This window comes from Hallerella succinigenes, assembly GCF_002797675.1.
GTDB lineage: Bacteria > Fibrobacterota > Fibrobacteria > Fibrobacterales > Fibrobacteraceae > Hallerella > Hallerella succinigenes.
Genome location: NZ_PGEX01000001.1, coordinates 2263014 through 2286873, shown reverse-complemented (window position 1 = coordinate 2286873; position 23860 = coordinate 2263014). Strand labels below are relative to the sequence as shown.

The following is a 23860-nucleotide window of genomic DNA, read 5'->3' as shown; positions in this document are numbered from 1 at the left end:
ATTATTCCTGCACGCAGCGCACGGAAAGTCCAAAGCGCTTATCGACGGAAGCCTTATCCAAATTGATTGCATCCGAAAAAAGATTTCGCACGAATCCGCGAGAAGCGTCTTCTTCAGTCGAAGTCCAGAAGTAAGTGCCTTCGTCAGCGAGAGTGCAAATGCCGTTCTGGTTAAAGTAACCGCCGAACTGCACCGTCACCGAGAAGTCCGCCACATCCACCGCAGAAAGGGCATCAAATTCTTCATCCGTCGCCACGTGGAAACCTTCTGGGCAAGCGAGTTGCGCCGATCCAAAAGTATAAAGGCGACCGTACTTTTCGCAGTTCAAGGAATCACCGTCATAGCAAGCGGAAGAATCCGGGATTTCAAAAGAGATATTGTCAATCATCCAGATTTTTTCGCCAAACCGTTCCACACGATACATCTTGTTATCACGCGGATCGACGACGCTACCGATGACCGGGCAGCGAACCGGAGCTTCCAAAGAATCCAAGCGCACATTCAAAGAATCCCCGTAAGCATCGCAAAGGTGGAACTTTCTTCGAGCGTAAATAAAGTCCGCAGGATCGTTACCCGTAAGGAACGTGACCGCAGAATCTATCGACGGAATCACAGAATCCCCGACTGCGGCAAGCCAGTTGTTCGCCACATAAAACGGAGCCTCCCAGAATGCATCGATCGAAAGCGAATCGATCAAGAGCGCCATCGGCGAAGGAGTCGGAACACTCACCTTTTTGGCCACGAGCTTTTGCGGCGTAGCGGCACACGTTGCAGAATCCGGAGCGTCTTCACGGGTAAAAGAAGAATCGGTGCGAGCGATGCAGGCATCAAGGCAAGCCTGTTTTTCTTTCTTTTTGCATTTTTCCCAGATGAGGGTATCTACCTGGACCATCACCGGTTTCATGAACTTTTTGTTTTTGCGGATGACTTCAAGGGTTTTACCGTAAAGTTCAATCGCAGTGGTATCCCCAGCCTTACCCTGTTCCGCAAGAGCGATCAGAGATTCAGAACAAGCCTGTTCGCCTTTTGCCTTGGAGCAAGCCTTAGAAATTTTTGGAGCGGCGGCCATCGCAAAGCTCGCCATAAAAAGAACCGACATCAAAAAGATTTTTTTCATACAAAAGAATATAGAAAATTCAGTTTTGGTTAATGGATGTAACCACCCTTCGGCTTGTCTTTCAACTTTGGACGCACCGTAAAGCAGTCAGCCATTCCAAGAGGTACAAGGAACTCCTGCAAAATCTGATATTCAACGCCTGCAGAAAAAGCAGCCATACGCTTCTGGAAAATATTGAATAGGTGCGCGGCATTGTCCGTCTGTTTCTGTTCCACTTCGAACATTTCGACAAGGCTCACCGAATAAAGCTTGCGCAAAAGCAGGCCTGGGAGAACCATCACGGTAAGGAACCAGTCCGTCAAAACCTGGGACTTTTGAGGCTTGTTTTTCTGCTGGCGAATCACGTTCACATTCGTGCGTACTTCCTTGCCGAGAGCATTCAGCTGCAACGGACGGAATTCCGGCATTTCAAAAATTTTCATGTCGGCAACCATGTCGAATGCGCTGCAGACGAGATACTTGGTAAAGTCGGAATAGAGGGAGTATCCGATTGATTCGACGGCTTCCTTTGTATCTTCTGGCAAGAGCTTCGAAATTTCCGGGCGGAGCTTGTTCATCGCCTGAGCAAAGTTGCTTTCGGTGCAGCAGACTTCGAATTCCTTGCCGGCGAAAAGCGTTTCGTGGAGCATTTCAAAACGCACGAGTTCACGGAGCTTTTTATAGGCATCCGTAGCCGCGTCGCTGAATTCGACCTTGGCGGAATACTTCTTTTCGATGTCTTCGGTTTTCGCCTGCACCAAAGCGTCGTAATCCGTTTCGCTCACAATCTGCATCGTTTTGCCGATGAGAGTCTTGAACTGTTCGTTGTAACAAGCCGCAGACGGTTCGTCCACGACTTCGATGTTCTTCAGGTTTTCCAGAGCTTCGTCAAATTCTTTCTGCATAAAAATTCCACTGGTTTTGACATTCTGATATCATTGGCTTTACGACTGGCCCCACTCCGATTTATTTGGAAAATGAATTTTCTTTCGGAAGGACCAGATTCAAAATGACAGCGAGCAGGAACACGACTGCCACGCAGTTCTCCGCAAAAATCATCTGCACGATCTGCGGAAAAATTTCGAACATTTTAGATGCCGATGTAAACCCGAGCCCCACGCTAAGCGAAAGACTCGTAATGATCATGTTCCGCTGAGAGAAACCGCTTTTGGCCATCATCCCGAAGCCGGCAAACAAAATCGAGCCGAACATCATAATGGTACAGCCCCCGAGCACCGCCTGCGGAATCGTCGAAAGCAAGCGACCAAACGGCGGGAAAATTCCCCCAAGGAGCATCACCACGGCACTCGTTCCAATCGCAAAACGGTTCACCACGCCCGAAAGCGAAGCAAGTCCCACGTTCTGGCTAAAAGACGTAATCGGCGTACAGCCAAAAAGTCCCGAAATAGAACTGACAAAGCCATCGCAACTAATCGCTCCGCCCATTTCGACCTTATGAATCTGGCGCTTCAACGCGCCATTCACCAAGGCACTCGTATCGCCTACGGTTTCCGTCGCCGACACAAGGTAAATCGCAATGATCGAAAGGATCGGCCCCACATGGAATTCCGGCTTAAAAGGAAGGAACGTCGGCAGGGAGATGATGCTGCAATCCATCACGCCCGAAAAATCGACCATTCCCATGCAGAGCGCAAGAATATAGCCGACGACCAAACCGACCAAAACCGATAGCGAACGCAAAAAGCCTTTTGCAAAAATTTGCGTTAAAAGGCACACAAGAAGCGTCACACTACCGACGATCCAGTTTTCTGCAGCGCCGAAGTTCGAAGCCCCAACACCACCGGCAAAGGAATTCGCCCCAATCGGGAGCAGCGAAAAGCCAATCGACGTCACCACTGTAGCCGCCACAACATGCGGAATCAGCTTTAGCCAATACTTCGCACAAAGTCCGAGCAAACCTTCAACGATACCGCCCACAATGACAGCGCCCATCAAAGTTCCCATTCCCTGCGTCGTTCCAATGGAAATCGCCACCGAAAGGAATGTAAAACTTAAGCCCATCACAATCGGCAAACGAGAACCGATTTTCCAAATCGGATACAGCTGAATCAGCGTACCGATACTCGCAATGATCATGCAGTTTTGAATCAAGGACGCCGTCACGCCTTTTTCGATTCCCACCACATTCGCCAAAATGATAATTGGCGTAATGTTGCTCACAAACATGGCAAGCACGTGCTGAAGCCCAAAAGGAAGGGCCTTGAACAATGGAACTCTGCCGTCTAGCGTATAAAGATTTTCAGAAGATTTCGTCGTCATTTTTTAGAAATTAAGATTCCTGTTCACGGAACTGGATAAAGCCGCTTTCCGCATCCATACTTTCGACAATGGCCAAGGATTCGAGTCGAACGCCTGCCGCCCGGAGCTTTGCACCGCCCGGCTGCATTCCCTTTTCGATGGCAATTCCCACGCCCACCAGTTCAGCATGAGCCTGCTTGACAAGATCGATCAAGGCGGCACTCGCTTCGCCATCCGCCAAAAAATCGTCCACGATCAAAATCTTATCCGTGGGCTTTACATAAGGCTTCGAAACAAAGATTTCGTTATACTTTTTATGCGTAAAGGAATAAGCCTTTGCCACATACTTGTCATCGGTGCTGTTCACCGTCTGACCTTTTTTTGCAAAGACCACCGGGATTTCGTTCACATAGGCGACAGCGGAGGCAATTGCGATTCCGCTCGATTCGATCGTCAAAACCTTATTGAATTCCACATCCGAAAACCGGCGCTTGATTTCTTCACCGATTTTTTTCATCAGTCGAATATCGATTTGATGATTCAAGAAACTGTCAACTTTCAAAACGTTGCCGGGCTTGACAACGCCATCGGCAAGGATCTTTGCTTCTAGAAAATTCATGCGCGAAAAATTAAAAAAATCCCTATTATTTCACTTGTTATTTTTTTATTTTCTACGGCAATGAACTACGATGTAGAAAAAATCCGCAATCAATTCCCAGTTCTCGCACTCCACGATAAGGATCCGAAGCCTTTCGCGTTCCTCGACAGCACTGCGACGACCCAAAAGCCCGAATTCGTCATCAACGCGATGGACAATTTCTATCGCAAGCATTACAGTTCGATCAAACGCGGAGTCTACTCGATGGCCGCCCAAACGACGGACGCCTACGAATCCGCTCGGAAAAAAGCCGCCCAGTTCATTAACGCCAAACGCGAAAGCGAAATCGTTTTCACCCGCGGCACAACGGCGAGCATCAACCTAGCCGCTTGGAGTTATGGACGGAAGTACTTAAAAGCCGATGACGAAATCGTCATCAGCGCCCTGGAACATCACGCAAACATCGTATCGTGGCAGCTCATTGCCGAAGAACGCGGAGCCAAAATCAAGGTAATCCCCGTTGCCGACAATGGAGACTTGATCCTTGAAAAGATCCCCGAGCTTGTCATTCCGGGCAAGACAAAAATCGTCGCCTTTGCGCACATCAGCAACACCATCGGAACGGAAAATCCGGTCAAGGAAATCATCCGGACCATCCGTCAGATTGACCCGTCGATCAAGGTTCTCGTCGACGCAGCCCAAAGCGCTCCTCATGTCAAGATCGATGTTCAGGACCTGGACTGCGATTTCTTAGCCTTTTCTGGCCACAAAATGTACGGTCCCACGGGCATCGGCGTTCTTTACGGCAAATATGAAATTTTAGAAAGCATGCCGCCTCTCGAAGGTGGTGGCGAAATGATCGACCAAGTCACGTTCGAAAAAACAACCTTCGCCCTTCCGCCAGACCGTTTCGAGGCAGGAACGCCTCCTATCGCCGAAGTCATTGGCCTTGGAGCCGCCATCGACTGGTTAAACCAGGTCGGAATTGAAGCGATATACCAGCACGAACAAGAAATTTTGAAATATGCGGAAGAAAAACTTCGCGAAGTTCCGGGATTGCACATTTTAGGCGCACCCAAGCACCGCGGTTCCCTGCTCAGTTTCACCCTGGATTCCGCCCACCCGCACGATGCAGCGACGCTTTTAGACGAAGACGGCATCGCCGTTCGCAGCGGGCATCACTGCGCTCAACCGGTAATGAAACGTTTTAACGTTCCGGCAACAATCCGCGCAAGCTTTGGCGCCTACACGCAAAAGTGGGAAATCGACAGGCTCGTCGAAGGGCTCTTGCGCGTAAACCGCATCTTCGCCCTTTAATTCCTAATTCCTTTTTCGAAAAACAAAGTAACGATACAGGGCAAAGCTCACGACTACATAGGCGACGTTCGCAAGAATGTTCGCCAAATAGCCCGCGCTTAAAAAATCCCCTGCCGACGGAAGAGCGTCTTTCAAAGACTCCAGCACGAACAGGTTCACCAGGTAAGCGCAAAGGAACACGATTACAAAGCGCATCACTTCCGAACGTTTCTTGTTATGGCTCTTAAAATTCAAACGGCGATTCATGATGTAAGAATTCACGCCGCCCGCGACAAAGCCTAAAAAGTTCGAAAGCTCCAGATTCCAGTGCAAAAGCTCGTACAAAACCCAAACCACCATGAGCGTGATGAGCGTATTCACCACACCGATCAGATTGTACTTGATAAAGTTCCACATCGCTTATAGCCTCCAGCGGGACTCGTTAAATCGCTCCCTAAATTCCTTTTCGATATCGTCTGCAAAAGGAATTACGCGGTGCTGCATCAAAATGTTTCCGTCACAAATGACCGTATCGATCACCGAGGAATTCGCCGCATACACCCAGTTCGAAATCACGTCGCCCACGGCAAAGCACGGAGCCTTTAAATTGAGCAGTAAAGCATCGGCAAGCCAGCCTTCTTCGATTTTCCCAGCGTGGAATCCAAAAGCTTCGGCACCGTTCTGTGTCGCAATCTTTAGCGTTTCTTTTGCAGAAAGGAGCGTCGAATCGCCCGAAGTCATTTTCGCGAGCAGCGATGCGAACTTCATTTCTTCACGCATGTCGAGATTGTTGTTCGAAGATGCGCCGTCCGTGCCGAGCGAAAGTCGAATGCCACGGTCCACAAAAGGCTTTGCATTGAACGTTCCGCTTGCAAGCTTCATGTTCGAACAGGGATTGTGCGCTACGGTCACGCCGCGTTCTGTCAAAATATCCAAATCCTTTTCGGAAACGTACACCACGTGAGCGGCCACCGTGCGGTTCGAAAGCAGCCCCAAGGAATCCAGATATTCCACGGGAGATCTTCCTTCCGTTGAATCAACGCTTCCCTTTTCTTCGCCGCGCGTTTCCGCCAAATGCACGTGCAACGGGATCCGATATTTTTCGGAACATTCCGCGCACATCTTCAAGCTCCGAGCCGTATTCGTGTAAATCGCGTGCGGCGCCACCGCCAAACGAATGCGGTTCTGATACTTCGAAACATTCTCGGCAAGGAACTGCACATTTTCGCTCGTATCGGGCTTCAGCACATCGGCAAAGGTAACGCCGATCGAAGCGCGAACGCCCATCTCTTCCGCGGCCCGAATCGTCTGCGTCCTGTGCCAGTACATGTCCGCAAAAAAGACGGTCCCCGAACGGATCATTTCAAGAATCGCATACTTCGAAGCCACATAAACGTCATCGGCAGAAAGCTTCGCCTCGCGTGGCCAAATATGCTTTTCGAGCCACACCTTTAACGGTACATCGTCTGCGAGGCCCCGAATAAAAGTCATCGCCGCATGCGTATGCGTATTGTAAAACGCCGGAACAATCGCCATGTGACGGCAGTCCAATTCATAAACATTCGGAACATCCGCAGTCAAAGTTCCTGCAGGAGCGATCGTTTTAAAAACACCATCCGCAATCCGGATATCCCGACGTTCATTTTCCAACCACACCGATTTCAGCAACAACTGACTCATACAAAACTCCAAAGATAAGTTCCCCAGTTCCAGGCGACTTCAAAACCCGACTTTGCCCACGCCCAAGCCAAAGAAACGCCGCCCGCCGAAAGCCAAGCAACGACCGGCACCCAAAACAGATTCGCAAACAGGATCGCCGCATACGAAAACGCGTAACCGAATTCCTTCAAATCCGTCTGCCGCGGACGCGCCTCATGAAACACGCTCACCAGGTGGAACATCAAAAAGAAACCGACAAGTCCCTGCGCCACGATCCGCGCCTCGGGAATCAGAATCAAGGAAATCCACGCCATCACAAAGGCAAAGAGCGGAAACGTGTACGGCGCAAGCGAAATCACCGGATTCGTGTTCCCGTAAAAAGTCACCTGCCCGCCCTCATCCGCATGCGCAAAAAAGGATTCCACCTTATGAAACGAAAGAACGGCAAAAACCGTATGGTTCAGCTCGTGGCAAAAGGTCTCGGCAAACTCCAGATTGCGCCGAAAAGCAAAGAGAACCACGCGCAAAGCAAAATACGCAACCACGCCGTAGAATTCAAACTGGAAAATCTTCCAGTTTTCTACAAACGCGCCATAGCCTTGCCAAAGAGAATCTCCAAAAGCGAACGCCAAAAGCAAAAGCAACGGCGCACCGACAAAGGTGCAAAGGACTTTCATTAGCGGACCATGTCCAAAGTATCCAGTTCCTGCCGAAGCTTAGCGTCTTTCGCCTTTAAGCTGTCCAGCATGGACTTTGTCTTTTCAATCTGGGACTCAAGCCCTGCCACTTCCTGTTGCTTTTGGAAAATCGCCATTTCCGCTTCCGGATCGGAGCATGCAAACAAAAAGCCGACGGCACAAACTGCAAGAAGAACCTTACGCATCATATATCCTTTATTTTCAAACGAATATAAAACAAAATCGCAAAAAAACGTGAGGAATAGTCGCGACTTCCCCATTTCGGGCATATTCCGCAACCCTTTCCAAAAAGGTCTCTCGCAAGAGTGGCTTTTTTACGTTCACCGACCGCACAAAACGACAAATTTTGACAAACAAAGAATCTAACTTGTCATTGCAAACAAAGGAGATTCTTTATGTTCAAAAAATTGATTGCCGAATGGGATCTGCTGCTCGCAAACATCGCCATTATCACCGCAGGCGCTATGATGATGGCAATGTAAGGCTTTCCCGCAATTAGAGCTTTTCGATTTCATCCATCGGAAGACCTGTCCTGCGAGCAATAATCTCCATCGGGACGCCATCCTCTCGCAAGCCTTTAGCCAACTCACGTTTTTCTTTTTCGGCTCTAGCCCTTTCAGCCTTTTCACCTTCCGCAAAGCCTTCCGTCTTACCTTCTGCAAAGCCTTCTGTCTTACCTTCTGCAAAGCCTTCCGTCATGCCCTCCGCAAAGCCTTGTTCTTTGCCTTCTGCGAAGCCGATTTCGTGCTGAGCCTTCAGATCCGTCATGTTCTTTACCTCAAGGTTGAAAAGTTCTTCTTCAAAATTACTCAATTCTACAGAACTAATCAACTGTTGAAAAGTTTCGTTGGACAGAATCTTTTGGGGTACCGGTTCTTCCTTGACTATCGCCTTGATAGCGCGAAGCCACTGGGCCGCTTCGGAATCATCATCCTTGGAGGTTCCCGCATTTTCAAGTTCAAAGAATTTTTCGATTTCGACGAAAACTTTTTGAATTTTCGGGAAAAATTTCTTGCCATGGCACATTTCATCTACATGATGAATGTATTCCGCGGGCTCTTCGGGGAACATTTCAAAATCCAAAAGGCCGATGAAGTAAATTTGCGGAAGTTCATACTTTTCATTCTTGTGGACCTGATTTTCGATCACCCGTGAAATATAATACTCAACGCGATCGCGAAAATATTTATCGCCTTGCTGCTGAACTTCGACCAAAACCTTCTCCCCGGCATTGGTCGTGCCAATGATGTCCAGGATGCAATTTTTCTTGTTGAAAATTCCTGGGTATTCCTGCATTTCAAGAGATATACTCTTAATCGCCGAATCTCCGTGCAAATCAAGCATCGCATTGACAAGAGAAATCAAAAGGGAATGACCTTTTTCTTCTGCAAAGACGATTTTAAAAACACTGTCACAGAGAAGATAGGCATACTTGTAAATCTTTCGATATTTTACAAGGTTTTTGGCATCCATTTTCATCGCTTCAAGCAATGCTTCGTGTTGTGTACGATTCATATAAAGTTGCTTTCCGACTACGCGGAAATCTCCTGTGCTGAGGTTATAGTTATAGTTTGCAAATCACCATAAGCATTGGCAGAGCACCAACAACCTTTTTCCACAATGGATATTGGTCGTTTGCAAACCTGTTGCGACAAGGTTTTACGTCTGCGTTTGCAGACGGTGCTCTACGTTGATAGCCACGGGGCCGGTTCCCCACAGGGCAACTGTCTCGATTTGCGACGTGTCAAGTTCGCAAAGGGTGACGACTTCAAGCAGATAGTTCAACTTCCCGCCCGAATCGAATACGCTGTCAGCGGGATTAACTGCGATAACTATTAGGAATATACAATAACTTGGAGGAAATGTCGTTAGCTTAAGAGAAAAGAGTTGTGAATTGCTTTCAGATTTTTTAGTTTTGTAATAGCATTTACAACTCATGTAGGTGATGACATTGCTCGAAGTTCCTCCCGGGCATGTCCCCACAAGAATCACACCGGCCAAAAGTCCCGCTTCGAGTCCAAAGATTTTCCCCAAAGAAAAAGTCTAAAGCGGCTAAAAAATGGGCAATCGTTTTCATGCCCATCCATATAACATTCTACGGATACATGTAACCGACGTCGGCACCGCGTACCGGGTAAACCAACACGCCGCCTTCTTCATCCACCACAACGGCAATTCCCGAAAGGTAATTTGCCCAGCGGCGAGAAGCGAAAAACTGCAAATCGATCGTGCGGTTCGAAACGGCAATAATCAGCGAGGCCACCAGAACGTCGTGCGTAATGAGGAAGCTGACTCGCTTCCAGTTCGGAATGTTTGCTACAATATTTTCCGAAACGAACTGGTCCTTGCGTTCAAAAAGATCGTAGAAATAGGTCGCATAAGCCTGTTTCAAATTCGCGTTCACCGTCGGGTTCGCAACGGTATCGTTGTACGCCCATCTCGAAATGAAAGTCCAGCTGCCGCCATGGGTGCTCGTATACGCATCAAAAGAATCCGACGGAACCGCGATAAAGTAGTTTCCGTCCAAAATTTCATCGAGGGTATCGACCGTCGCGACTTCCCCACGGCCTTCTGCGATGTACTCAGCCGTTGCACGGGTGCGCACATAGTCCGTGGATCCGTAATAGAAGGTTTCTTCGCTTGCAAGCGTTGCGCCCAAAGCCTTCGCCTGTTCTACGCCGACTTCCGTCAAATTGGAAAGCTGTCCCAGGCTATCTTCACGTTCCGCATGGCGAATGATAAAGGCTATCTTGCTCGTTGCAGGAGCCGCCTTGTAAATATCCGCGATTGCGTAAAAGCCGTCTTCATCCGGGCTAACTGCAAGAGGCGTCGAAGTCGAAGCGGAGGATTCCACCGATGCGCTCGAAACTTCGGTCGAAGCACTGGAAGTAATCTCGGTTGCCGCGCTCGAAAGCAAAACTTCCGATCCGCTCGAAACCGTTCCGATTGCTTCGCTAGAACTTGAAATCGGGTCTTCCGAAGCAGAAGTCGAAGATTCACCACAACTAACCAAAGCGGCGGCAAGCGACAGGGCAGAAAGAGCGAAAAGGGCTTTGCGCATAAAATCCTCTTAAACTATAATGAACCGCGTATAAACTAGTTTTTTGCACCCGATTCTTAAACCAAATTTATGGTTACACGCGATTTTCGTTAAAATTTGCGACTTAAAGTCATCATGACCGCCTTAAGGCCCCATTCCGTACCGATGCGTTCCTGCGAAAGTTCCGTTCCGGTTTCAAAGTGGTAATGCCGATACTTGCGGTCCCTAGAAAAATTCCCCATGAGCATGCCGCCCCACTTATCGTCGAATTTGATCGATAACATCGGGGTCAACGTTATGGTTTTGAACGTGGGATCATAAGGCTTGTATACCGCATCAAAATCCGATTCGTGCAAAAATCCGCTGACGTTTGCGGCAAACATCGCCATCGGCACATGCTTAAACGGAAGCATATACATCAAGGTTCCACCCCAACGGTAATGGTAGCCGTTCACATAGTTCCCGCTCCCCGCTTTCCAGACTTCCCCATCTTCTGCACCCGTATAGGCAGAATACGTGAGTTCTGCAGTCGGGCGGAGTAAAATTCTCGTCCATTCCGATTTCGGGAGCACAAGCATGAGCGGGAGCGTCATTCCGGCATGATACTTGACTCCATACGAAAATTCCGTTAAAAACAGATCCGGAGAAAACTCCTGTTTATCCGGGTCATATACCCCCATAAAGGTCGCGTAGGATCCAAAATTGACCGCAGAACCGACGCTTCCCTCCACGCCGAGTTCAAGCAGGCGCAAAAGGGCGACCGTCGCATCGGCACGGAGCCCTACACCGAACAGAGTCAATCCCAATCCGGTCATCCCTTTTACTGTTACAAGGCTTCCTACATCCTTTTCCATTTTCAGGCTCGAATTCCACCCGAGCGGAGACGCAAAGGCAAAAAACGGCCAATCATGCAACGATTCCGAATTTCGGAGCGAACGGTGCGGCAAGATCGTCCCAATGAACATCAGGGAATGTTCCATTTTGACTCGAAACGAGGTATCGGGTGCAGACGCTTCCATGGCCGAAGGATCCGTATTCGCAAGCACAACGGACGCGAAAATCGCGCAAATGGGGAAAACTTTAGCCAAACCACGGAACCAAACAGACACAAAACACCTTGTAGACGAATTTGATTGGATTAATTTAAAATTATTTAAAATCAAAAAACACTATTTTCCGATGAATGGTAATACTTAAGAACATTTTCTAAATTATTAACCAATGGATGCCTCCCAAAAATTCGAACTCATGCTCCCCGTGGGCAACAAGGAAATGTTCTTCGCCGCCGTGGAAAACGGCGCTAACGCCGTTTATTTTGGCGTTCCGCACTGGAATGCCCGCGGAAGATCCCTGGACTTTTCCTTCGAAGACGTTCGGGAGATGATCCGCTATGCGAGAATCCGCCATGTGCGCACCTTTCTCGCAATGAATATTCTGGTTTTTGAAGACGAAATTGATTCCCTGCCGGAATTTATTGAAAATATCGCGGCCCTTGAACCGGATGCTATGATTATTCAGGATGTGGGCCTGATGCGCCTTTTTAAGGCGGTCGCGCCGGGAGTCGAAATTCACGCTTCGACGCAGATGACGATCGCTTCAGCGGAAGGCGTCCAAATGGCGGAACGTCTTGGCTGTACAAGAGCCGTTCTCGCCCGCGAAATGTCGCTTGAAGACATTCAGAACGTGGCGAGCCGGACTCCGCTTGAACTCGAAGTTTTTGTACATGGAGCGCTTTGCGTTTCGTTCAGCGGGCAATGCCTCACCAGTGAAAATATCGGTGGGCGTTCCGCGAACCGTGGGCAGTGCGCCCAGAGCTGTCGCCTTCCGTACAAGATGCTTGTGGACGGAAAGCCTTTCGATTTGCACGGCAAGCGCTATCTGTTCAGCCCGCGCGACCTTTCCGCAATCGATGAACTCGATGAATTAAAAAAGATCGGAGTCAAATCGTTTAAAATCGAAGGCCGCTTGAAGAGTCCGGAATACGTGGCGGCAACGACCATCGCTTTCCGAGAAAAACTCGACAAGGGTTCCGTGAGCGAAAAGAATCGCGAGCCTTTGGAAGTGCTCTTTTCGAGAGGCTTGCATGCGGGCTGGCTCCGCGGCGTGAATCAGCAGACCCTAGTCAACGGTACCTTTTCAAATCACCACGGCATGTACTTGGGAAAGGTCATCCGTGTAGACCGCAAGAGCGTCCTCGTGGAAGGCCGCCATCCTTTGGAAGCGGGCGACGGAATTCTTTTTGAAGATCCGGGCGAAGAAAACTCTGCAGGCAGCCGTCTTTTCAGTTACAAGTTTAACGGCGACAAGACCCTTCTCGAATTCGGGAACATCTTTGATTTTCGCCGTGTACATCCGGGCATGAGCGCCTTCCGCAACGATTCCCCGGCGATGGAAAAACGTTTACACAGGACTTTTGCCGAACGAAAAAACGAACTCAAGTTCCCCGTGAAAATGCGCCTGTTCGCAAACTATGGCGAACCGCTTTCTTTGGAAATCCAAGACTCGGACGGGCACAAAGTCCAAGTCCAATCCGAAAAGACTCTAGAACGCGCCAAGACTCCGCGCGACAATTCGGCACGCATCCAAAAAGAACTTTCGGCTCTTACCGGCACCGCTTACTTTGCAAACGAAATACGCGAAGACATTCCAAGCGACGCTTTTGTAATCGACAAGGAAGTGCGCAATTTACGCAAGGCGGCAGTCGAAGCTCTCGACAACGCACGTTTTGAAAGCCACCCGTCCGAAGCCTCGGCAGAACGCGGCAGGGCTCTGATCGCAAACGCCCGTTCCGCATATCAAAATTCTGCAGAAGAATCGGAGCAGATTACGGTTCTCGTCCGCAACCCGAAGCAGCTTGAAATGCTCCAAGGCTTGGACATCGACCGTGTAATCTTGGACCTTGACTGGGGCGTGGATTACAAGAAGCCGATGGAACGCGTTCGCGAACTCGGGTTTCAGGCGGGCGTCGCCACGATTCGCGTTTTAAAAGAGGGCGAAACGCAGAACTTGAAAAAGCTCGTCGATCTCAAGCCGGACTTTATTCTGGTGCGAAATCCAGGCGCCCTCGTTTATTTGCAAGATTCCGGAATTCCGCTCGAAGGCGATTACAGCCTGAACGTTTCGAACATCCTTTCTGCGGAATGGTTCCTTTCACAGGGCCTGCGCTCCTTGCATCCGTCGCTTGACCTAAATGCGATCGGCACAGAAAAGCTTTTGGAAAACTTCGGCGGCGCTCACTTTGAAGTCTCGGTCTTTGAGCATTTGCCCGCCTTCTACATGGAGCATTGCCTATACGCGGCAAACCTGACTAGCGCCGAAAGGTTCCCCTACTGCAAACAGATTTGTTCCAAGCATCATATCGACATTCTCGATCACAAAGGAGCCTTGCACTCGCTCGTTCCCGATGCGGAATGCCGCAACACGCTATACCTGGAGCGCCCGCAGTCCGCGCTGAACCTTGTCCCGGCCTTCAAAAAGCTCGGCGTGCGCAAGTTCCGCCTTGAAATGCTCGAAGAAAGCGCAAACGAAGTCGCCGACAAGACCCGCCTTTACGCACAAGCGATCCGTGGCAAGCTTTCGCTTGCGACCGCGGCCAAACTGATTGGCGCCGAAGAGAAATACGGCGTTTCCCAGGGTCAACTTTTCCATACCGAAGTTTGGAAGGACCGTAAAAAAGCTTAAAAATTCGTCAAAAAACGCCAATTTTAAACTTTTTTAAATTAATTTGTTATCAAATGACGGATTTTTTTGAATTTCTTTCTATATTTGGTCCCGAACTCAACAAGAGGTACTTTTAATGTCTACAGTTATCCGTCTCGCCCGTTTTGGCAAGCGTCACCACTCCGTCTATCGTGCAGTCGTCATCGACAACCGTAAGGCTCGTAACGATAGTTTCATCGAACAGGTCGGTTTCTACGATCCGAACCACAAGCAGCCGGTGATCGCTTTCGATCAGGAAAAGGTTCTCAAGTGGCTCAAGACTGGTGCTCAGCCGTCTGATACCGTCGCTTCCCTCCTCAAGAAGGTCGGCATCATGGACCTCTTCCACGAACTCAAGGCTGGCCGTTCCATCGAAGGCAAGAACGCTACTCCGCGTGCTGCTAAGGAAAAGAAGGCTAAGCTCGGTCCGAAGGCTAAGGCACGTCTCGAAGCTGAAAAGGCTGCGAAGGAAGCTCCGGCCGCTGACGCTCAGGCTTAATCCAAAGTCTATGAATGCAGAACCCTGTGCCGCATAAAATGCACGGGGTTTTCTTTTGAAACATGGAAAACGTTCACGCAAAAGACCTGGTCGTCGTTGGCCATTTGATGAGAACCCACGGATTCAAGGGCGAAATCAAGTGTGCACCCCAGACGCACGATTTGAACCGTTGTAAAAAGTTCACGACGGTCTTTGCGCTTATAAAAGCTTCGACTCTCGCTCTCGAAGTGGAAAGCGCTCGCGTTGCAAACGATATCTGGATTCTCAAGTTCAAGGGTTACGATTCGTCGGAAGCCGTGCAGAACTTGGTGAATGCGGACATCGGCGTTCCCATGGAAGAACGGATTCCCGCACCCGAAGGCAAATATTACTTCTCGGACCTCGAAGGTTTCTCCATTATCGGAGACTCCGGATCGGTTATCGGGAGCGTCCTTTCGGTAGAGCAGCTTCCCAGTGTAAACGCATTCCGTTTTACATACAAAGGAAGCGAGATCCTCGCCCCGTGGATCAAGGAATGCGTCGGTGAAATCGACAGCGAAAAACGCACCGTACAAATTTCGGAAGCGTTCCTCGCCAAGCTTTTCGACATGAGGGTTGGATGATGAAGATCGAATGCATCACCATCTTCCCCGAAATGTTCGCACCGTTAGAACATTCCATTATCGGCAGAGCCCAGAAGAACGAGCTTTTTTCGTTCAACACGATCTATCTCCGCAACTTCGCCGTGAACGAATACGGTCAGGTAGACGATTCGCCCTACGGTGGCGAACCGGGCATGGTGCTCCGACCGGAACCCCTGGCTCGTGCCATCCAAAGCACGCACGTCAAGGAAGATGGGGGCAAGGTCATCTATCTCACGGCGGACGGCGTCCCTTTGACCCACAAGATCGTATCGGACCTTTCGAAAGAAAGCCACCTGGTACTCGTCTGTGGTCATTACAAGGGAATCGACGAACGTATCCGTGAAGATTACGTGGACATGGAAATTTCCATCGGCGACTTTGTCGTAAGCGGTGGCGAACTTCCGGCCATGCTTTTGACCGATGCAGTGGTCAGGCTCCTACCGGGAGCTCTCGGTCACAAGGAATCCGGAGACACAGACTCTTTTGCTCAGGGACCTCTCGGCTGGCCCGTCTATACCAGACCAGAGGTTTTTGAAGGAAAATCCGTCCCTGAGGTGCTCCTTTCGGGGCATCATAAGCGAATTTCCGAGTGGAGAACGGCAGAATCTTTAAAAAGAACTAAAGAAAGACGCCCGGACATCTACGAAAAATTGCAAATAGATACTAAATTTGGCACACAATAACAGAGGTCACAGAATATGTCCCTTAACATCGAAGCAATTCAGAACGAAAACAAGAAAACGGATATTCCGGCAATTCGTACCGGCGACACCATCACGGTTAACGTGAAGGTTCTCGAAGGCAGCAAGGAACGCATCCAGCCGTTCAAGGGTGTTGTCATTCAGATGAAGAAGAATACAGGCCTTGGCGCAACCGTTACCGTTCGCAAGACGACCGACGGCGTTGCCATCGAACGTATCTTCCCGGTTCACAGCCCGCGTATCGCTTCTTTCGAAATCAACCGCGCAGGTAAGGTCCACCAAGCTCGTATTTACTACATGCGTAAGCTCCAGGGCAAGGCTGCTCGTATCGAAAAGCGCGAAGACTAATTTGACCGGCGGTTCCCGTTGATTTCGGGCAATCCCGTTACAAGCGACTTGAATTTCCCGTTTGAGCGTTTTACCGTTCAAGCGGGTTTTGTTGTTTTTAAAAAAGGTCAAAAGACTTCCGAAATGCTCTTTGTCGAAGAAGGCTTACTTGAAGCCTTTGACGATAATCAAATTCTGAAGTCCATTCCGCAAGGATCTCTGATTGGCGTCACCTCCGTGATGGATGGGACGCCTTTCGCATATCATATACGCGCAGGCAAAGATTCGACTCTGGTAAAGATCGATCAGAAATGCCTCGGAGCCGTCCTCAAAGCGGCCCCTGCGTGGATGCTCGCCACGATCAACTCGATCGTCAAGGATATGCAGCAGCTAAAGCAGGCTGCGGTCAAACCGAATTACAAGAATTCTCTTGAAAGCTTTGCCAAGTTCCTCGCCCTCCGCGCCGAAAACAAGCCTTTGGATACAGCCACGGTGGTCAAGGAATACATGTGGCAAAGCCGCGCAAGCAAGGACGAAACGGCAAAGGCCCTCAAGGAGCTGATCCGTCGCCAGTTTGTCAAACTCAAACCGGGCGCAGACGGAAAGCCGAACGCCCAAATGTTGCTTGTAAAGCCAAAGCTTTTCCACATCCTTGTGGACTATCTACGCTCGGAGCGCCACGGGGAAACCTATCCCCCATTTGGACTTTCGCCACGTGAACGTTCCTGCCTTGAATTCTTGGGTCTTGAAGATTCGCTCTTCACCCGTTCCCGCAAAGATTGGCTTAAGTACTTGCAGCTCGCCACTCCCAAGGCAGATATAATTGTGATCATTCGCTTTGTGGAACTCGGCATCTTTAGCGAACTTTCCGAAGACTCGGAAAAGCTCTTCCTCGAAACGGAAATGCTCGACCGCTACCTGAGCGCACTCCACGCGGAACACAACATTCGGGGGCTCTCATGAAAAAGCTCCATTCCCGCGACATCCTGTTCAAGGAAGGCAGTGAAATCCAGAAGCTCTTTGTCGTTCACAAGGGCGAGCTTTTGATTCAAAAGAAGGAAGGTTCCAAGCTTCGCAACGAAGGCACTGTGGGCCCGCGTTCCGTCGTCGGCATTGAAGCGCTTTTTCACAAGCAACCATACCCGTACACCCTCCGCGCCATGGAATCCGTGGACGTGGAAGAAGTTTCCAAAGAAGACCTGCAGGCGGCAACGGAAAAGCTTCCTGTTTGGTTTCCGCAGATTTTAAGCATTCTCGCCAAGCGCAAACAAGTTTTAAAAGAAAACAAGGCGAAGCTCGACAAAATTCACGCTCTGCCGACGCTCTTTTTCCTTTGCGCACGCTACATTCGCCACGTCAAAAAAGACACCTTCGATTTGGAACCGATGATCGATGATTTGCGCGTAGTCAACGGTCTCGGCTACAACGAAACCTTTGAACTTCTCCGCGGTCTGTGCGGCCTTGGCATTGCCGAGCTCCTTCCCGGTGAAAACACACAAATTCACTTTTACCGCAAGAACCTTCCGGCGTTGCTTTACCGCACCCTGTTTTTGCGGATGACGAACAAGAATCTTCCACAGTCTCTGCTGTCGGCAAACGAGCAGACGCTCCTGACCGCCTTTATTTCTGCGGCCAAGACGAAAGGCTTTGAAAAGCAAGGCAGCACCTTTGTGACGGCGAAGAATTTTGAAGCCGCTTACAAGCGCCTTTTCCCCGCCCTGGGATTCAGACGTCGCGGATTTGAAAACCTAATCCACTGCGGGTACCTGTACACATCGCCCAGCTTTACCACGGTCGATTTTTCAAAGATCGAATTCTTCTACGCTGAACTCGAAGCCGTCAAGGATCTGGTGGAACTGAACCGCGTCTATCCGTTGCTCGACAAACGGCTTTTAGAAGCGATGAATCACGCCTAATTCCGACCTACACCCTACAGTTTTTTCTAAATTGGGAACATTCCATTTTAATCAAAGGATTGTTATGAAATATTCCGCTCTCCTCGCCCTCGTTTTCGCCGCATCCGCCTTTGCACAGGAAGCCGGTGCAGAACAGCCACAGGGTTCCATGTTCATGGGCCTTCTCCCGTTCATTCTCATGTTCGTCGTGATGTACTTGTTCTTCATCATGCCGAAGCAGAAGGAAATGAAGAAGCTCGACGCGATGCGTAAGGCTTTGAAGAAGGGCGACCAGGTTTTGACCGCTGCCGGCATCATCGGCACGGTGACGAACGTGGAAGGTACCACGGTGACCGTGAAGACAGGCAACAGCACCATTCTCGATTTCGAACAGGCCGCTATCGCTCGCGTCTTGAACGCAGAAGACAAGGCTGCGGACAAGAAGTAAACAATGGCCGTTTTAGATATCACGATTTACGGAAATCCCGTTTTGCGCGTTAAGTGCAAGCCGGTGGAAAAGGTGACGCCGGAGCTCGTCGCTCTTGCTCACGATATGCTCGATACCATGTACGACGCAGGTGGTGTCGGTCTCGCAGCCCCGCAGGTCGGCAAGGACATGCGCCTTGTGGTGATCGACCCTGCTCGCCCTGACGAAGACGAACAGCCTGCTCCGCGCATTATCTTTAACCCGGAATGGGGTCCTGAACCCGATTCGAAAAATGAACCTTACGACGAAGGCTGTCTTTCCGTTCCCGACGTTTTCTGCAACGTTTACCGTCCGGGCAAGATCTGGATCAAGTACATGAACGAAAACGGCGAAACCGTCGAAGAACACAATGTCGAAGGCCTTCTTTGCCGCTGTTTCCAGCACGAAACAGACCACTTGGAAGGAAAACTCTTCGTGGACGTGATTTCGACTGCGGATCGCGAACTCAACCGTTCAAAGCTCCGCGACATGGCCAAGAAAGAAAAGAAAAAGTCTGGAGCAAAAAAAAGATGAAGCGTTTTCCGCTGTTGTTCCTCGCAGCCGGTCTCGTCAGTTGCGCACCCCTGCCTCCTCTCGTGACCGATCCGCCTGAAGATGCTCAGACAGCGGAATCCTCATCCAGTTTCCTTGCGGAAAGTTCTTCGAGCGTGACCGCAGAAGCGGATTCCACGGTGCAAAAGCCTTTTGTGGCGATGGCTCCGGAAAACGCCGAAGATTCCATTCCAGATTCGACAACGACCGCAGCCTTTGCTCCGATTGCTCCTGCTGCAGATACGACCGCCGCCGAACCAGGGGCGTCGTCTGCGAGCCTTTTAAAAGACCTGTCCGTGATGCAGCTTCCAGAAGCTTTACAGCGCGACTTCCGCGTGGGCATTCTGGTGAGCGTTTCCAAAGCAGAAATTTCCGGCAACGATTACATCGTTTCGACGACCGCCGATTCGACGCAGGGCAAAAAGAAGTCCGGTTCGATGAAGGTTTCGCCGTCGAAGTCCGATTCGCTGTGGGTGTTCCCGGGTGAAGGCTCGCGCCTTTCTGTAAACGGCAAGGAGTACCGCGGCAAAATACTCGTTGTGAAGAATGCGAAAAAGCTAAACGTGATCAACGTTCTCCCGGTCGAAGATTATTTGAAGGGCGTTGTGCCGCATGAAATCGGCAAGCTCGATGCTTCGATGTTCGAAGCGCTCAAGGTTCAGGCGGTGGCGGCTCGCACTTACGCTTACCACCATTTCAATTCTCGCGCTTCTTTGGGATTTGACGTCTACGCGACCGTGCAGGATCAGGTTTACAACGGCAGCGCAGGAGAAGCTCCGCTTCCGAGTGCAGCCATTGATTCGACCGTTGGCATTGTGCTGACCTATAACGGAAACTTTATCGAAGCCTATTACCATTCCACTTGCGGAGGCCATACCGAAGGAGTCGAAGTGTGGGGACTTTCTCCCGTTCCGTATCTGCAAAGCCAAAACGATATGAAGAACGCCGATTCGGCGTGGTGCGAATCCAGTTCCTACAGCACCTGGAAAAAGGTCTACAGTGAAAAAGAATTAGTTTCGATATTCAAAAAGAACTTGAAGGAATCCCGCGCCGTAGGCAAGTCGAACTTTAGCGGAATTCAACAGATTGAAATCAAGTCCACGTTTCCGGGTGGCCGTGTAAACGAACTTGAAGTTCTGACCAACAAGGGAGTCTTTACCGTCAAAGGCGACAGAACCCGTTGGCTCTTCCAGGAAGGTTCCAAAATCCTTCCGTCCGCCAAATTCAAAATTGAAAAGAACGGCAAGGTCTGGGTGATCGATGGTTCGGGCTTTGGCCACGGCATCGGTATGTGCCAAATGGGCGCCCGCGCCCGTGCAAAGGCCGGTCAAAGCTTCAAGGAAATTCTCGAAGCTTACTACCCCGGAGCTACGCTTCAATGCATCTCCAGCGGAAAGTAGCCGTCTTAAGTGAAGGTTGCGCCGCAAATTTTGGAGACGGCGAAGAAATCGGTGAACGATTTGCCCGCGAAGGCTTTGCCGTTCAATTCGAAATGCCTTCCGAGACTCCGGATGCAATTGTCTTAAACGCTTGTACAGTCAAAGGGATTACAAGTGCGACAAAGCTTGCCAAAAAGATTCGTTCGCAATTTGAAAATGTGCCTGTGTGGGTAACGGGATGCGCAACGGATGATTTAAAACGCGCCTTGGTCCAGCTGTTTCCGGATTTTTGTTTTGGGCCTAAAGATGCGCACAAAAACGAAGCAGCCTTCCAAGAATTCGCGCACAAATTAAGTGCCACAAATTCAAAGGTACAAGAAATCCCTGACTTGCAAAGCCATGCGGGAATCGGGCTTGTGAATATTGAAGAAGGCTGTCTTGATGCCTGCTCTTACTGCTCCACACGACTTGTCAAAGGCGTTTTGAAAAGCGCTGCCCCCGATTCGATTGTGCGCCGTGTGCAACGCAAAGTGGAAGCGGGTGCAAAAGAAATCTTTTTGACAGGCCAAGATACAAGCTGCTACGGCTTTGACCTGCATACCAATCTCGCCGCACTTTTGCAACAAATTATCGTTCACGTTCCAGGCGATTACAAGATTCGCCTGGGCATGGGAAATCCGCGGCACGTGCTGCGCTATTTAGAAGCGCTCCTCGAATCCTTCGAAGACGAGCACCTGTATAAGTTCGTCCACATTCCCGTACAAAGCGGCAGCGACCGCATTCTTAAAGCGATGAACCGCAGACACACGCACAAGGAATATCTGCAAATCGCCAAAGCATTTAGGACACGATTCCCCGAAATGACTCTTGGCACAGACATCATCGTCGCCTTCCCCGGAGAAACTCGCGAAGACTTTGAAGAAAGCGTTCGACTGGTGAAGGAAACGCGACCGTCCATTTGTAACATCACACGGTTCGTTCCGCGCGAAGGCACACCTGCCTTCGCCTTGAAGAACGGAGTTCTGAAAGAGGAGCGCTATGCGCGCTCCGCGGAACTCGCCCAAGTTTTTCAGCAGATCGCTTTAGAGAACAACCGTTCGTGCATCGGAAAAGTAGAACGGGTGACAGTCGAAAAGGTCGGGATGCGGGCGGGGACGACCATCGCCCGAGACGACGCTTACAGACCCGTGGCGTTGCAAGGGAACTTCCCCATCGGGCAAACCTTGGACGTAAAAATTCGCGACGCGGAAACATTCGCACTCCTAGCGGAAGTTCTCGTTTAAAAAGAAAAATCGCCGACCGGCGCCGACGATTTCCTTTTTGAAATTCACAAAAGATTAGGTCGTGTATTCGGCGTTAATCTTCACGTATTCGTAGCTTAAATCGCAGGTATATGCAGAGGCGCTTGCTTCACCGATGTTCAGCACGACGGTCACTGCGTATTCCTTCTGCTTCACGACTTCTTCGAGCTTTTTCTGATCGCAGGCGATCGGACGGCCCGCTTCAAGAACCTTCACGTCCCCAAAATAAAGATCCGTCTGTTCAGCGACCATATTCACGCCACTCGAACCGGCGCTCGAAAGGATACGTCCCCAGTTCGGGTCTTCGCCGAACATGGCGCACTTAGCAAGGTTACTCGTACCGATAAATCGAGCCATCTTTAAAGCTTCCGCATGGCTTTCGGCTTTTTCAATCCGAATTTCGATGAACTTCGTTGCACCTTCACCATCCCGAGCGATGTCCTTTGCGAGTTCCTTCATCACCGTCATCAAGGCGGCGCGGAATTCGCTCTTTTCGCTAATGGAAAGATCTTCATACTTGATGCCCGAAACGCCGTTTGCAAGCAAGATGCAGGTGTCGTTCGTGCTTGTGTCACCATCGACGGTAATCGCGTTGAAAGAGTCGGAAATGTCTGCGCGGAATTCAGCGAAGAAGTCAAGCGGAAGCCCAAGGTCCGTGGTGATAAAGGCGAGCATCGTCGCCATGTTCGGATGGATCATGCCACTGCCCTTGCAGCAACCGCCCACCGTGACCTTACCCATCGATGTTTCGATCTCGACGGCAAGGGACTTCTTGACGCGGTCGGTCGTGAGGATAGCCGTTCCGAATTCATCGGAAGCGCCTGCGTGCAGGCCCTTTACCAAATGCGGAATCGCAGCTTCCACCTTATCCATCGGCATCAGATGACCGATAACTCCCGTGCTGCAAACGAGCACGCTGCGCGGTGCAAGGCCGAGCTGTTCTTCGACGAGTGTGGCCGTGCGTTCGCTGTCGGCAAGCCCTTGAGGACCCGTGCAAGCGTTTGCGTTACCGCTATTGACGACAACTGCCGAAGCAAAGTGCGCGTGTTCCAGGACAGACTTGTCATAAAGGACCGGAGCGGCCTTCACCTTGTTCGTTGTGAAAACGGCAAAGCAGCGAGCAGCCTTTTCACTTTTGAGAAGGGCCATATCCGGCTTTCCACTCGCCTTAATTCCTGCCGTGTAAGCAGAAGCGGTAAATCCTTTCGGAGAACAGACACCGCCATCTTTCAGCATCGTCAACATATATCTTACTTCCTTTGCCCGTTTGTCGCAGGCACTGAAAATTTATAACTTTCCGAGCATGGATAATATACCTGTTACTCAAGAAACTTACGACCAACTCAAACAAGAATTGGAAAATTTAAAAAAAGTAGAACGCCCAAAGATCATCGATGAAATCGCTGAGGCGCGTGCACAGGGCGATTTGAGCGAAAACTTCGCATACCATGCGGCCAAGGACCGTCAGGGCGAAATCGAATCCCGCATCAACTACTTGGAAGACCGCGTCGCTCGCGCCGTGATTATCAAGTATGACGCAAGCCAGGGCGGCGAAATCAAGTTCGGCGCCACGGTCAAACTTCACAATAAGAAGAACAACCGCGAAATCACCTACACGATCGTCTCGCCGGAAGGCGTGGACGCCATCAACGGCAAGATCAGCTTTACAAGCCCGATCGGCAAGGCTCTCCTTGGCAAGAAGAAGGGCGACACCGTTGAAGTCATCACCCCGAAGGGCAAGAACGTCTTCGAAGTTCTGGACGTGCAGTAAC

Annotated in this window: 26 protein-coding genes and 1 pseudogene; 14 read left to right on the top strand and 13 right to left on the bottom strand. The window is 50.2% G+C overall.

Annotation, left to right across the window (positions count from 1 at the left end; genetic code table 11):
• Position 1: 1 nt before the first annotated feature.
• The 4 genes from BGX16_RS10520 to BGX16_RS10505 form a co-directional block, all read right to left on the bottom strand.
• Positions 2 to 1099, bottom strand: coding sequence for an FISUMP domain-containing protein (locus BGX16_RS10520; protein WP_198514906.1), 1098 nt, complete (start codon positions 1097 to 1099; stop codon positions 2 to 4).
• A 47-nt stretch (positions 1100 to 1146) separates the two neighbouring features.
• Positions 1147 to 2001, bottom strand: coding sequence for a hypothetical protein (locus BGX16_RS10515; RefSeq protein ID WP_100425991.1), 855 nt, complete (start codon positions 1999 to 2001; stop codon positions 1147 to 1149).
• A 61-nt stretch (positions 2002 to 2062) separates the two neighbouring features.
• Positions 2063 to 3376: a nucleobase:cation symporter-2 family protein gene (locus tag BGX16_RS10510; RefSeq protein ID WP_100425990.1), complete on the bottom strand. Its 1314-nt coding sequence runs from the start codon at positions 3374 to 3376 to the stop codon at positions 2063 to 2065.
• A 10-nt stretch (positions 3377 to 3386) separates the two neighbouring features.
• A complete protein-coding gene (locus BGX16_RS10505; RefSeq protein WP_100425989.1) occupies positions 3387 to 3974 on the bottom strand; it encodes a xanthine phosphoribosyltransferase in 588 nt (195 codons plus the stop codon).
• A gap of 60 nt (positions 3975 to 4034) precedes the next feature.
• Here BGX16_RS10505 and BGX16_RS10500 point away from each other — a divergent pair, with 60 nt between their 5' ends.
• The gene (locus BGX16_RS10500; protein ID WP_100425988.1) at positions 4035 to 5270 is read left to right on the top strand and encodes an aminotransferase class V-fold PLP-dependent enzyme; all 1236 of its coding nucleotides are present in this window, start codon (positions 4035 to 4037) and stop codon (positions 5268 to 5270) included.
• Positions 5271 to 5273: 3 nt separating this feature from the next.
• Here BGX16_RS10500 and BGX16_RS10495 read toward each other — a convergent pair whose 3' ends face one another.
• The 5 genes from BGX16_RS10495 to BGX16_RS10475 form a co-directional block, all read right to left on the bottom strand.
• Positions 5274 to 5666, bottom strand: coding sequence for a GtrA family protein (locus BGX16_RS10495; RefSeq protein WP_100425987.1), 393 nt, complete (start codon positions 5664 to 5666; stop codon positions 5274 to 5276).
• A 3-nt stretch (positions 5667 to 5669) separates the two neighbouring features.
• Entirely contained in the window at positions 5670 to 6929 is a 1260-nt protein-coding gene (locus tag BGX16_RS10490; protein ID WP_100425986.1) for an amidohydrolase, read from the bottom strand.
• Positions 6926 to 7585, bottom strand: coding sequence for a M50 family metallopeptidase (locus BGX16_RS10485; RefSeq protein WP_100425985.1), 660 nt, complete (start codon positions 7583 to 7585; stop codon positions 6926 to 6928). The genes BGX16_RS10490 and BGX16_RS10485 overlap by 4 nt, the downstream gene beginning before the upstream one ends.
• Complete coding sequence (locus BGX16_RS10480) at positions 7585 to 7794, bottom strand: hypothetical protein (protein WP_100425984.1); 210 nt, start codon at positions 7792 to 7794, stop codon at positions 7585 to 7587. Before BGX16_RS10480 ends, BGX16_RS10485 begins: the two co-directional genes overlap by 1 nt.
• A gap of 307 nt (positions 7795 to 8101) precedes the next feature.
• Complete coding sequence (locus BGX16_RS10475) at positions 8102 to 9121, bottom strand: Rpn family recombination-promoting nuclease/putative transposase (protein ID WP_100425983.1); 1020 nt, start codon at positions 9119 to 9121, stop codon at positions 8102 to 8104.
• 105 nt (positions 9122 to 9226) lie between these two features.
• Here BGX16_RS10475 and BGX16_RS15030 point away from each other — a divergent pair, with 105 nt between their 5' ends.
• The gene (locus BGX16_RS15030; protein ID WP_241899592.1) at positions 9227 to 9445 is read left to right on the top strand and encodes a hypothetical protein; all 219 of its coding nucleotides are present in this window, start codon (positions 9227 to 9229) and stop codon (positions 9443 to 9445) included.
• 93 nt (positions 9446 to 9538) lie between these two features.
• Here BGX16_RS15030 and BGX16_RS15100 read toward each other — a convergent pair.
• The 3 genes and pseudogenes from BGX16_RS15100 to BGX16_RS10460 form a co-directional block, all read right to left on the bottom strand.
• Positions 9539 to 9646, bottom strand: a pseudogene (locus BGX16_RS15100) (bile acid:sodium symporter family protein); the annotation flags it as partial.
• A gap of 55 nt (positions 9647 to 9701) precedes the next feature.
• The gene (locus BGX16_RS10465) at positions 9702 to 10667 is read right to left on the bottom strand and encodes a histidine phosphatase family protein (protein WP_100425981.1); all 966 of its coding nucleotides are present in this window, start codon (positions 10665 to 10667) and stop codon (positions 9702 to 9704) included.
• Between the two features lie 89 nt (positions 10668 to 10756).
• Positions 10757 to 11734, bottom strand: coding sequence for a hypothetical protein (locus BGX16_RS10460; protein WP_157797988.1), 978 nt, complete (start codon positions 11732 to 11734; stop codon positions 10757 to 10759).
• 133 nt (positions 11735 to 11867) lie between these two features.
• Here BGX16_RS10460 and BGX16_RS10450 point away from each other — a divergent pair, with 133 nt between their 5' ends.
• The 11 genes from BGX16_RS10450 (at position 11868) to BGX16_RS10400 (ending at position 22070) form a co-directional block, all read left to right on the top strand.
• Positions 11868 to 14327 carry a U32 family peptidase gene (locus tag BGX16_RS10450; RefSeq protein ID WP_100425978.1) on the top strand — a complete coding sequence of 820 codons (2460 nt, stop codon included), beginning with the start codon at positions 11868 to 11870 and terminating at the stop codon, positions 14325 to 14327.
• 115 nt (positions 14328 to 14442) lie between these two features.
• Positions 14443 to 14844, top strand: coding sequence for a 30S ribosomal protein S16 (rpsP, locus tag BGX16_RS10445; protein ID WP_100425977.1), 402 nt, complete (start codon positions 14443 to 14445; stop codon positions 14842 to 14844).
• A gap of 62 nt (positions 14845 to 14906) precedes the next feature.
• A complete protein-coding gene (gene rimM / locus BGX16_RS10440; protein ID WP_100425976.1) occupies positions 14907 to 15446 on the top strand; it encodes a ribosome maturation factor RimM in 540 nt (179 codons plus the stop codon).
• A complete protein-coding gene (gene trmD, locus BGX16_RS10435; protein ID WP_241899534.1) occupies positions 15443 to 16150 on the top strand; it encodes a tRNA (guanosine(37)-N1)-methyltransferase TrmD in 708 nt (235 codons plus the stop codon). Before rimM ends, trmD begins: the two co-directional genes overlap by 4 nt.
• A 15-nt stretch (positions 16151 to 16165) precedes the next feature.
• Positions 16166 to 16516 (top strand): 50S ribosomal protein L19, encoded by a 351-nt coding sequence (gene rplS, locus BGX16_RS10430; protein WP_100425975.1) that lies wholly within the window; start codon positions 16166 to 16168, stop codon positions 16514 to 16516.
• Between the two features lie 18 nt (positions 16517 to 16534).
• On the top strand, positions 16535 to 17458 hold the full coding sequence (locus BGX16_RS10425; RefSeq protein WP_100425974.1) for a Crp/Fnr family transcriptional regulator: 924 nt from the start codon (positions 16535 to 16537) through the stop codon (positions 17456 to 17458).
• Complete coding sequence (locus BGX16_RS10420; protein WP_100425973.1) at positions 17455 to 18411, top strand: cyclic nucleotide-binding domain-containing protein; 957 nt, start codon at positions 17455 to 17457, stop codon at positions 18409 to 18411. Before BGX16_RS10425 ends, BGX16_RS10420 begins: the two co-directional genes overlap by 4 nt.
• 64 nt (positions 18412 to 18475) lie before the next feature.
• Positions 18476 to 18838 (top strand): preprotein translocase subunit YajC, encoded by a 363-nt coding sequence (gene yajC / locus BGX16_RS10415; protein ID WP_100425972.1) that lies wholly within the window; start codon positions 18476 to 18478, stop codon positions 18836 to 18838.
• 3 nt (positions 18839 to 18841) lie between these two features.
• Entirely contained in the window at positions 18842 to 19390 is a 549-nt protein-coding gene (gene def / locus BGX16_RS10410) for a peptide deformylase (RefSeq protein ID WP_100425971.1), read from the top strand.
• A complete protein-coding gene (locus BGX16_RS10405; RefSeq protein ID WP_100425970.1) occupies positions 19387 to 20808 on the top strand; it encodes a SpoIID/LytB domain-containing protein in 1422 nt (473 codons plus the stop codon). The genes def and BGX16_RS10405 overlap by 4 nt, the downstream gene beginning before the upstream one ends.
• Positions 20787 to 22070 (top strand): tRNA (N(6)-L-threonylcarbamoyladenosine(37)-C(2))-methylthiotransferase, encoded by a 1284-nt coding sequence (locus tag BGX16_RS10400; protein ID WP_100425969.1) that lies wholly within the window; start codon positions 20787 to 20789, stop codon positions 22068 to 22070. Before BGX16_RS10405 ends, BGX16_RS10400 begins: the two co-directional genes overlap by 22 nt.
• A 54-nt stretch (positions 22071 to 22124) precedes the next feature.
• On the opposite strand, the gene argJ is transcribed toward BGX16_RS10400, so the two are convergent.
• Positions 22125 to 23333 carry a bifunctional glutamate N-acetyltransferase/amino-acid acetyltransferase ArgJ gene (gene argJ, locus BGX16_RS10395; protein WP_100425968.1) on the bottom strand — a complete coding sequence of 403 codons (1209 nt, stop codon included), beginning with the start codon at positions 23331 to 23333 and terminating at the stop codon, positions 22125 to 22127.
• Between the two features lie 58 nt (positions 23334 to 23391).
• Between argJ and greA the strand changes: the two genes are divergently transcribed.
• A complete protein-coding gene (gene greA / locus BGX16_RS10390; RefSeq protein WP_100425967.1) occupies positions 23392 to 23859 on the top strand; it encodes a transcription elongation factor GreA in 468 nt (155 codons plus the stop codon).
• Position 23860: the final 1 nt, after the last annotated feature.

Bases quoted from the DNA above. Each gene is read 5' to 3' on its own strand.
- BGX16_RS10520 (WP_198514906.1), bottom strand. From the start codon at position 1,099: ATGTCGGTTCTTTTTATGGCGAGCTTTGCGATGGCCGCCGCTCCAAAA.
- BGX16_RS10515 (WP_100425991.1), bottom strand. From the start codon at position 2,001: ATGCAGAAAGAATTTGACGAAGCTCTGGAAAACCTGAAGAACATCGAA.
- BGX16_RS10510 (WP_100425990.1), bottom strand. From the start codon at position 3,376: ATGACGACGAAATCTTCTGAAAATCTTTATACGCTAGACGGCAGAGTT.
- BGX16_RS10505 (WP_100425989.1), bottom strand. From the start codon at position 3,974: ATGAATTTTCTAGAAGCAAAGATCCTTGCCGATGGCGTTGTCAAGCCC.
- BGX16_RS10500 (WP_100425988.1), top strand. From the start codon at position 4,035: ATGAACTACGATGTAGAAAAAATCCGCAATCAATTCCCAGTTCTCGCA.
- BGX16_RS10495 (WP_100425987.1), bottom strand. From the start codon at position 5,666: ATGTGGAACTTTATCAAGTACAATCTGATCGGTGTGGTGAATACGCTC.
- BGX16_RS10490 (WP_100425986.1), bottom strand. From the start codon at position 6,929: ATGAGTCAGTTGTTGCTGAAATCGGTGTGGTTGGAAAATGAACGTCGG.
- BGX16_RS10485 (WP_100425985.1), bottom strand. From the start codon at position 7,585: ATGAAAGTCCTTTGCACCTTTGTCGGTGCGCCGTTGCTTTTGCTTTTG.
- BGX16_RS10480 (WP_100425984.1), bottom strand. From the start codon at position 7,794: ATGATGCGTAAGGTTCTTCTTGCAGTTTGTGCCGTCGGCTTTTTGTTT.
- BGX16_RS10475 (WP_100425983.1), bottom strand. From the start codon at position 9,121: ATGAATCGTACACAACACGAAGCATTGCTTGAAGCGATGAAAATGGAT.
- BGX16_RS15030 (WP_241899592.1), top strand. From the start codon at position 9,227: ATGGATATTGGTCGTTTGCAAACCTGTTGCGACAAGGTTTTACGTCTG.
- BGX16_RS10465 (WP_100425981.1), bottom strand. From the start codon at position 10,667: ATGCGCAAAGCCCTTTTCGCTCTTTCTGCCCTGTCGCTTGCCGCCGCT.
- BGX16_RS10450 (WP_100425978.1), top strand. From the start codon at position 11,868: ATGGATGCCTCCCAAAAATTCGAACTCATGCTCCCCGTGGGCAACAAG.
- rpsP (WP_100425977.1), top strand. From the start codon at position 14,443: ATGTCTACAGTTATCCGTCTCGCCCGTTTTGGCAAGCGTCACCACTCC.
- rimM (WP_100425976.1), top strand. From the start codon at position 14,907: ATGGAAAACGTTCACGCAAAAGACCTGGTCGTCGTTGGCCATTTGATG.
- trmD (WP_241899534.1), top strand. From the start codon at position 15,443: ATGATGAAGATCGAATGCATCACCATCTTCCCCGAAATGTTCGCACCG.
- rplS (WP_100425975.1), top strand. From the start codon at position 16,166: ATGTCCCTTAACATCGAAGCAATTCAGAACGAAAACAAGAAAACGGAT.
- BGX16_RS10420 (WP_100425973.1), top strand. From the start codon at position 17,455: ATGAAAAAGCTCCATTCCCGCGACATCCTGTTCAAGGAAGGCAGTGAA.
- yajC (WP_100425972.1), top strand. From the start codon at position 18,476: ATGAAATATTCCGCTCTCCTCGCCCTCGTTTTCGCCGCATCCGCCTTT.
- def (WP_100425971.1), top strand. From the start codon at position 18,842: ATGGCCGTTTTAGATATCACGATTTACGGAAATCCCGTTTTGCGCGTT.
- BGX16_RS10405 (WP_100425970.1), top strand. From the start codon at position 19,387: ATGAAGCGTTTTCCGCTGTTGTTCCTCGCAGCCGGTCTCGTCAGTTGC.
- BGX16_RS10400 (WP_100425969.1), top strand. From the start codon at position 20,787: ATGCATCTCCAGCGGAAAGTAGCCGTCTTAAGTGAAGGTTGCGCCGCA.
- argJ (WP_100425968.1), bottom strand. From the start codon at position 23,333: ATGTTGACGATGCTGAAAGATGGCGGTGTCTGTTCTCCGAAAGGATTT.
- greA (WP_100425967.1), top strand. From the start codon at position 23,392: ATGGATAATATACCTGTTACTCAAGAAACTTACGACCAACTCAAACAA.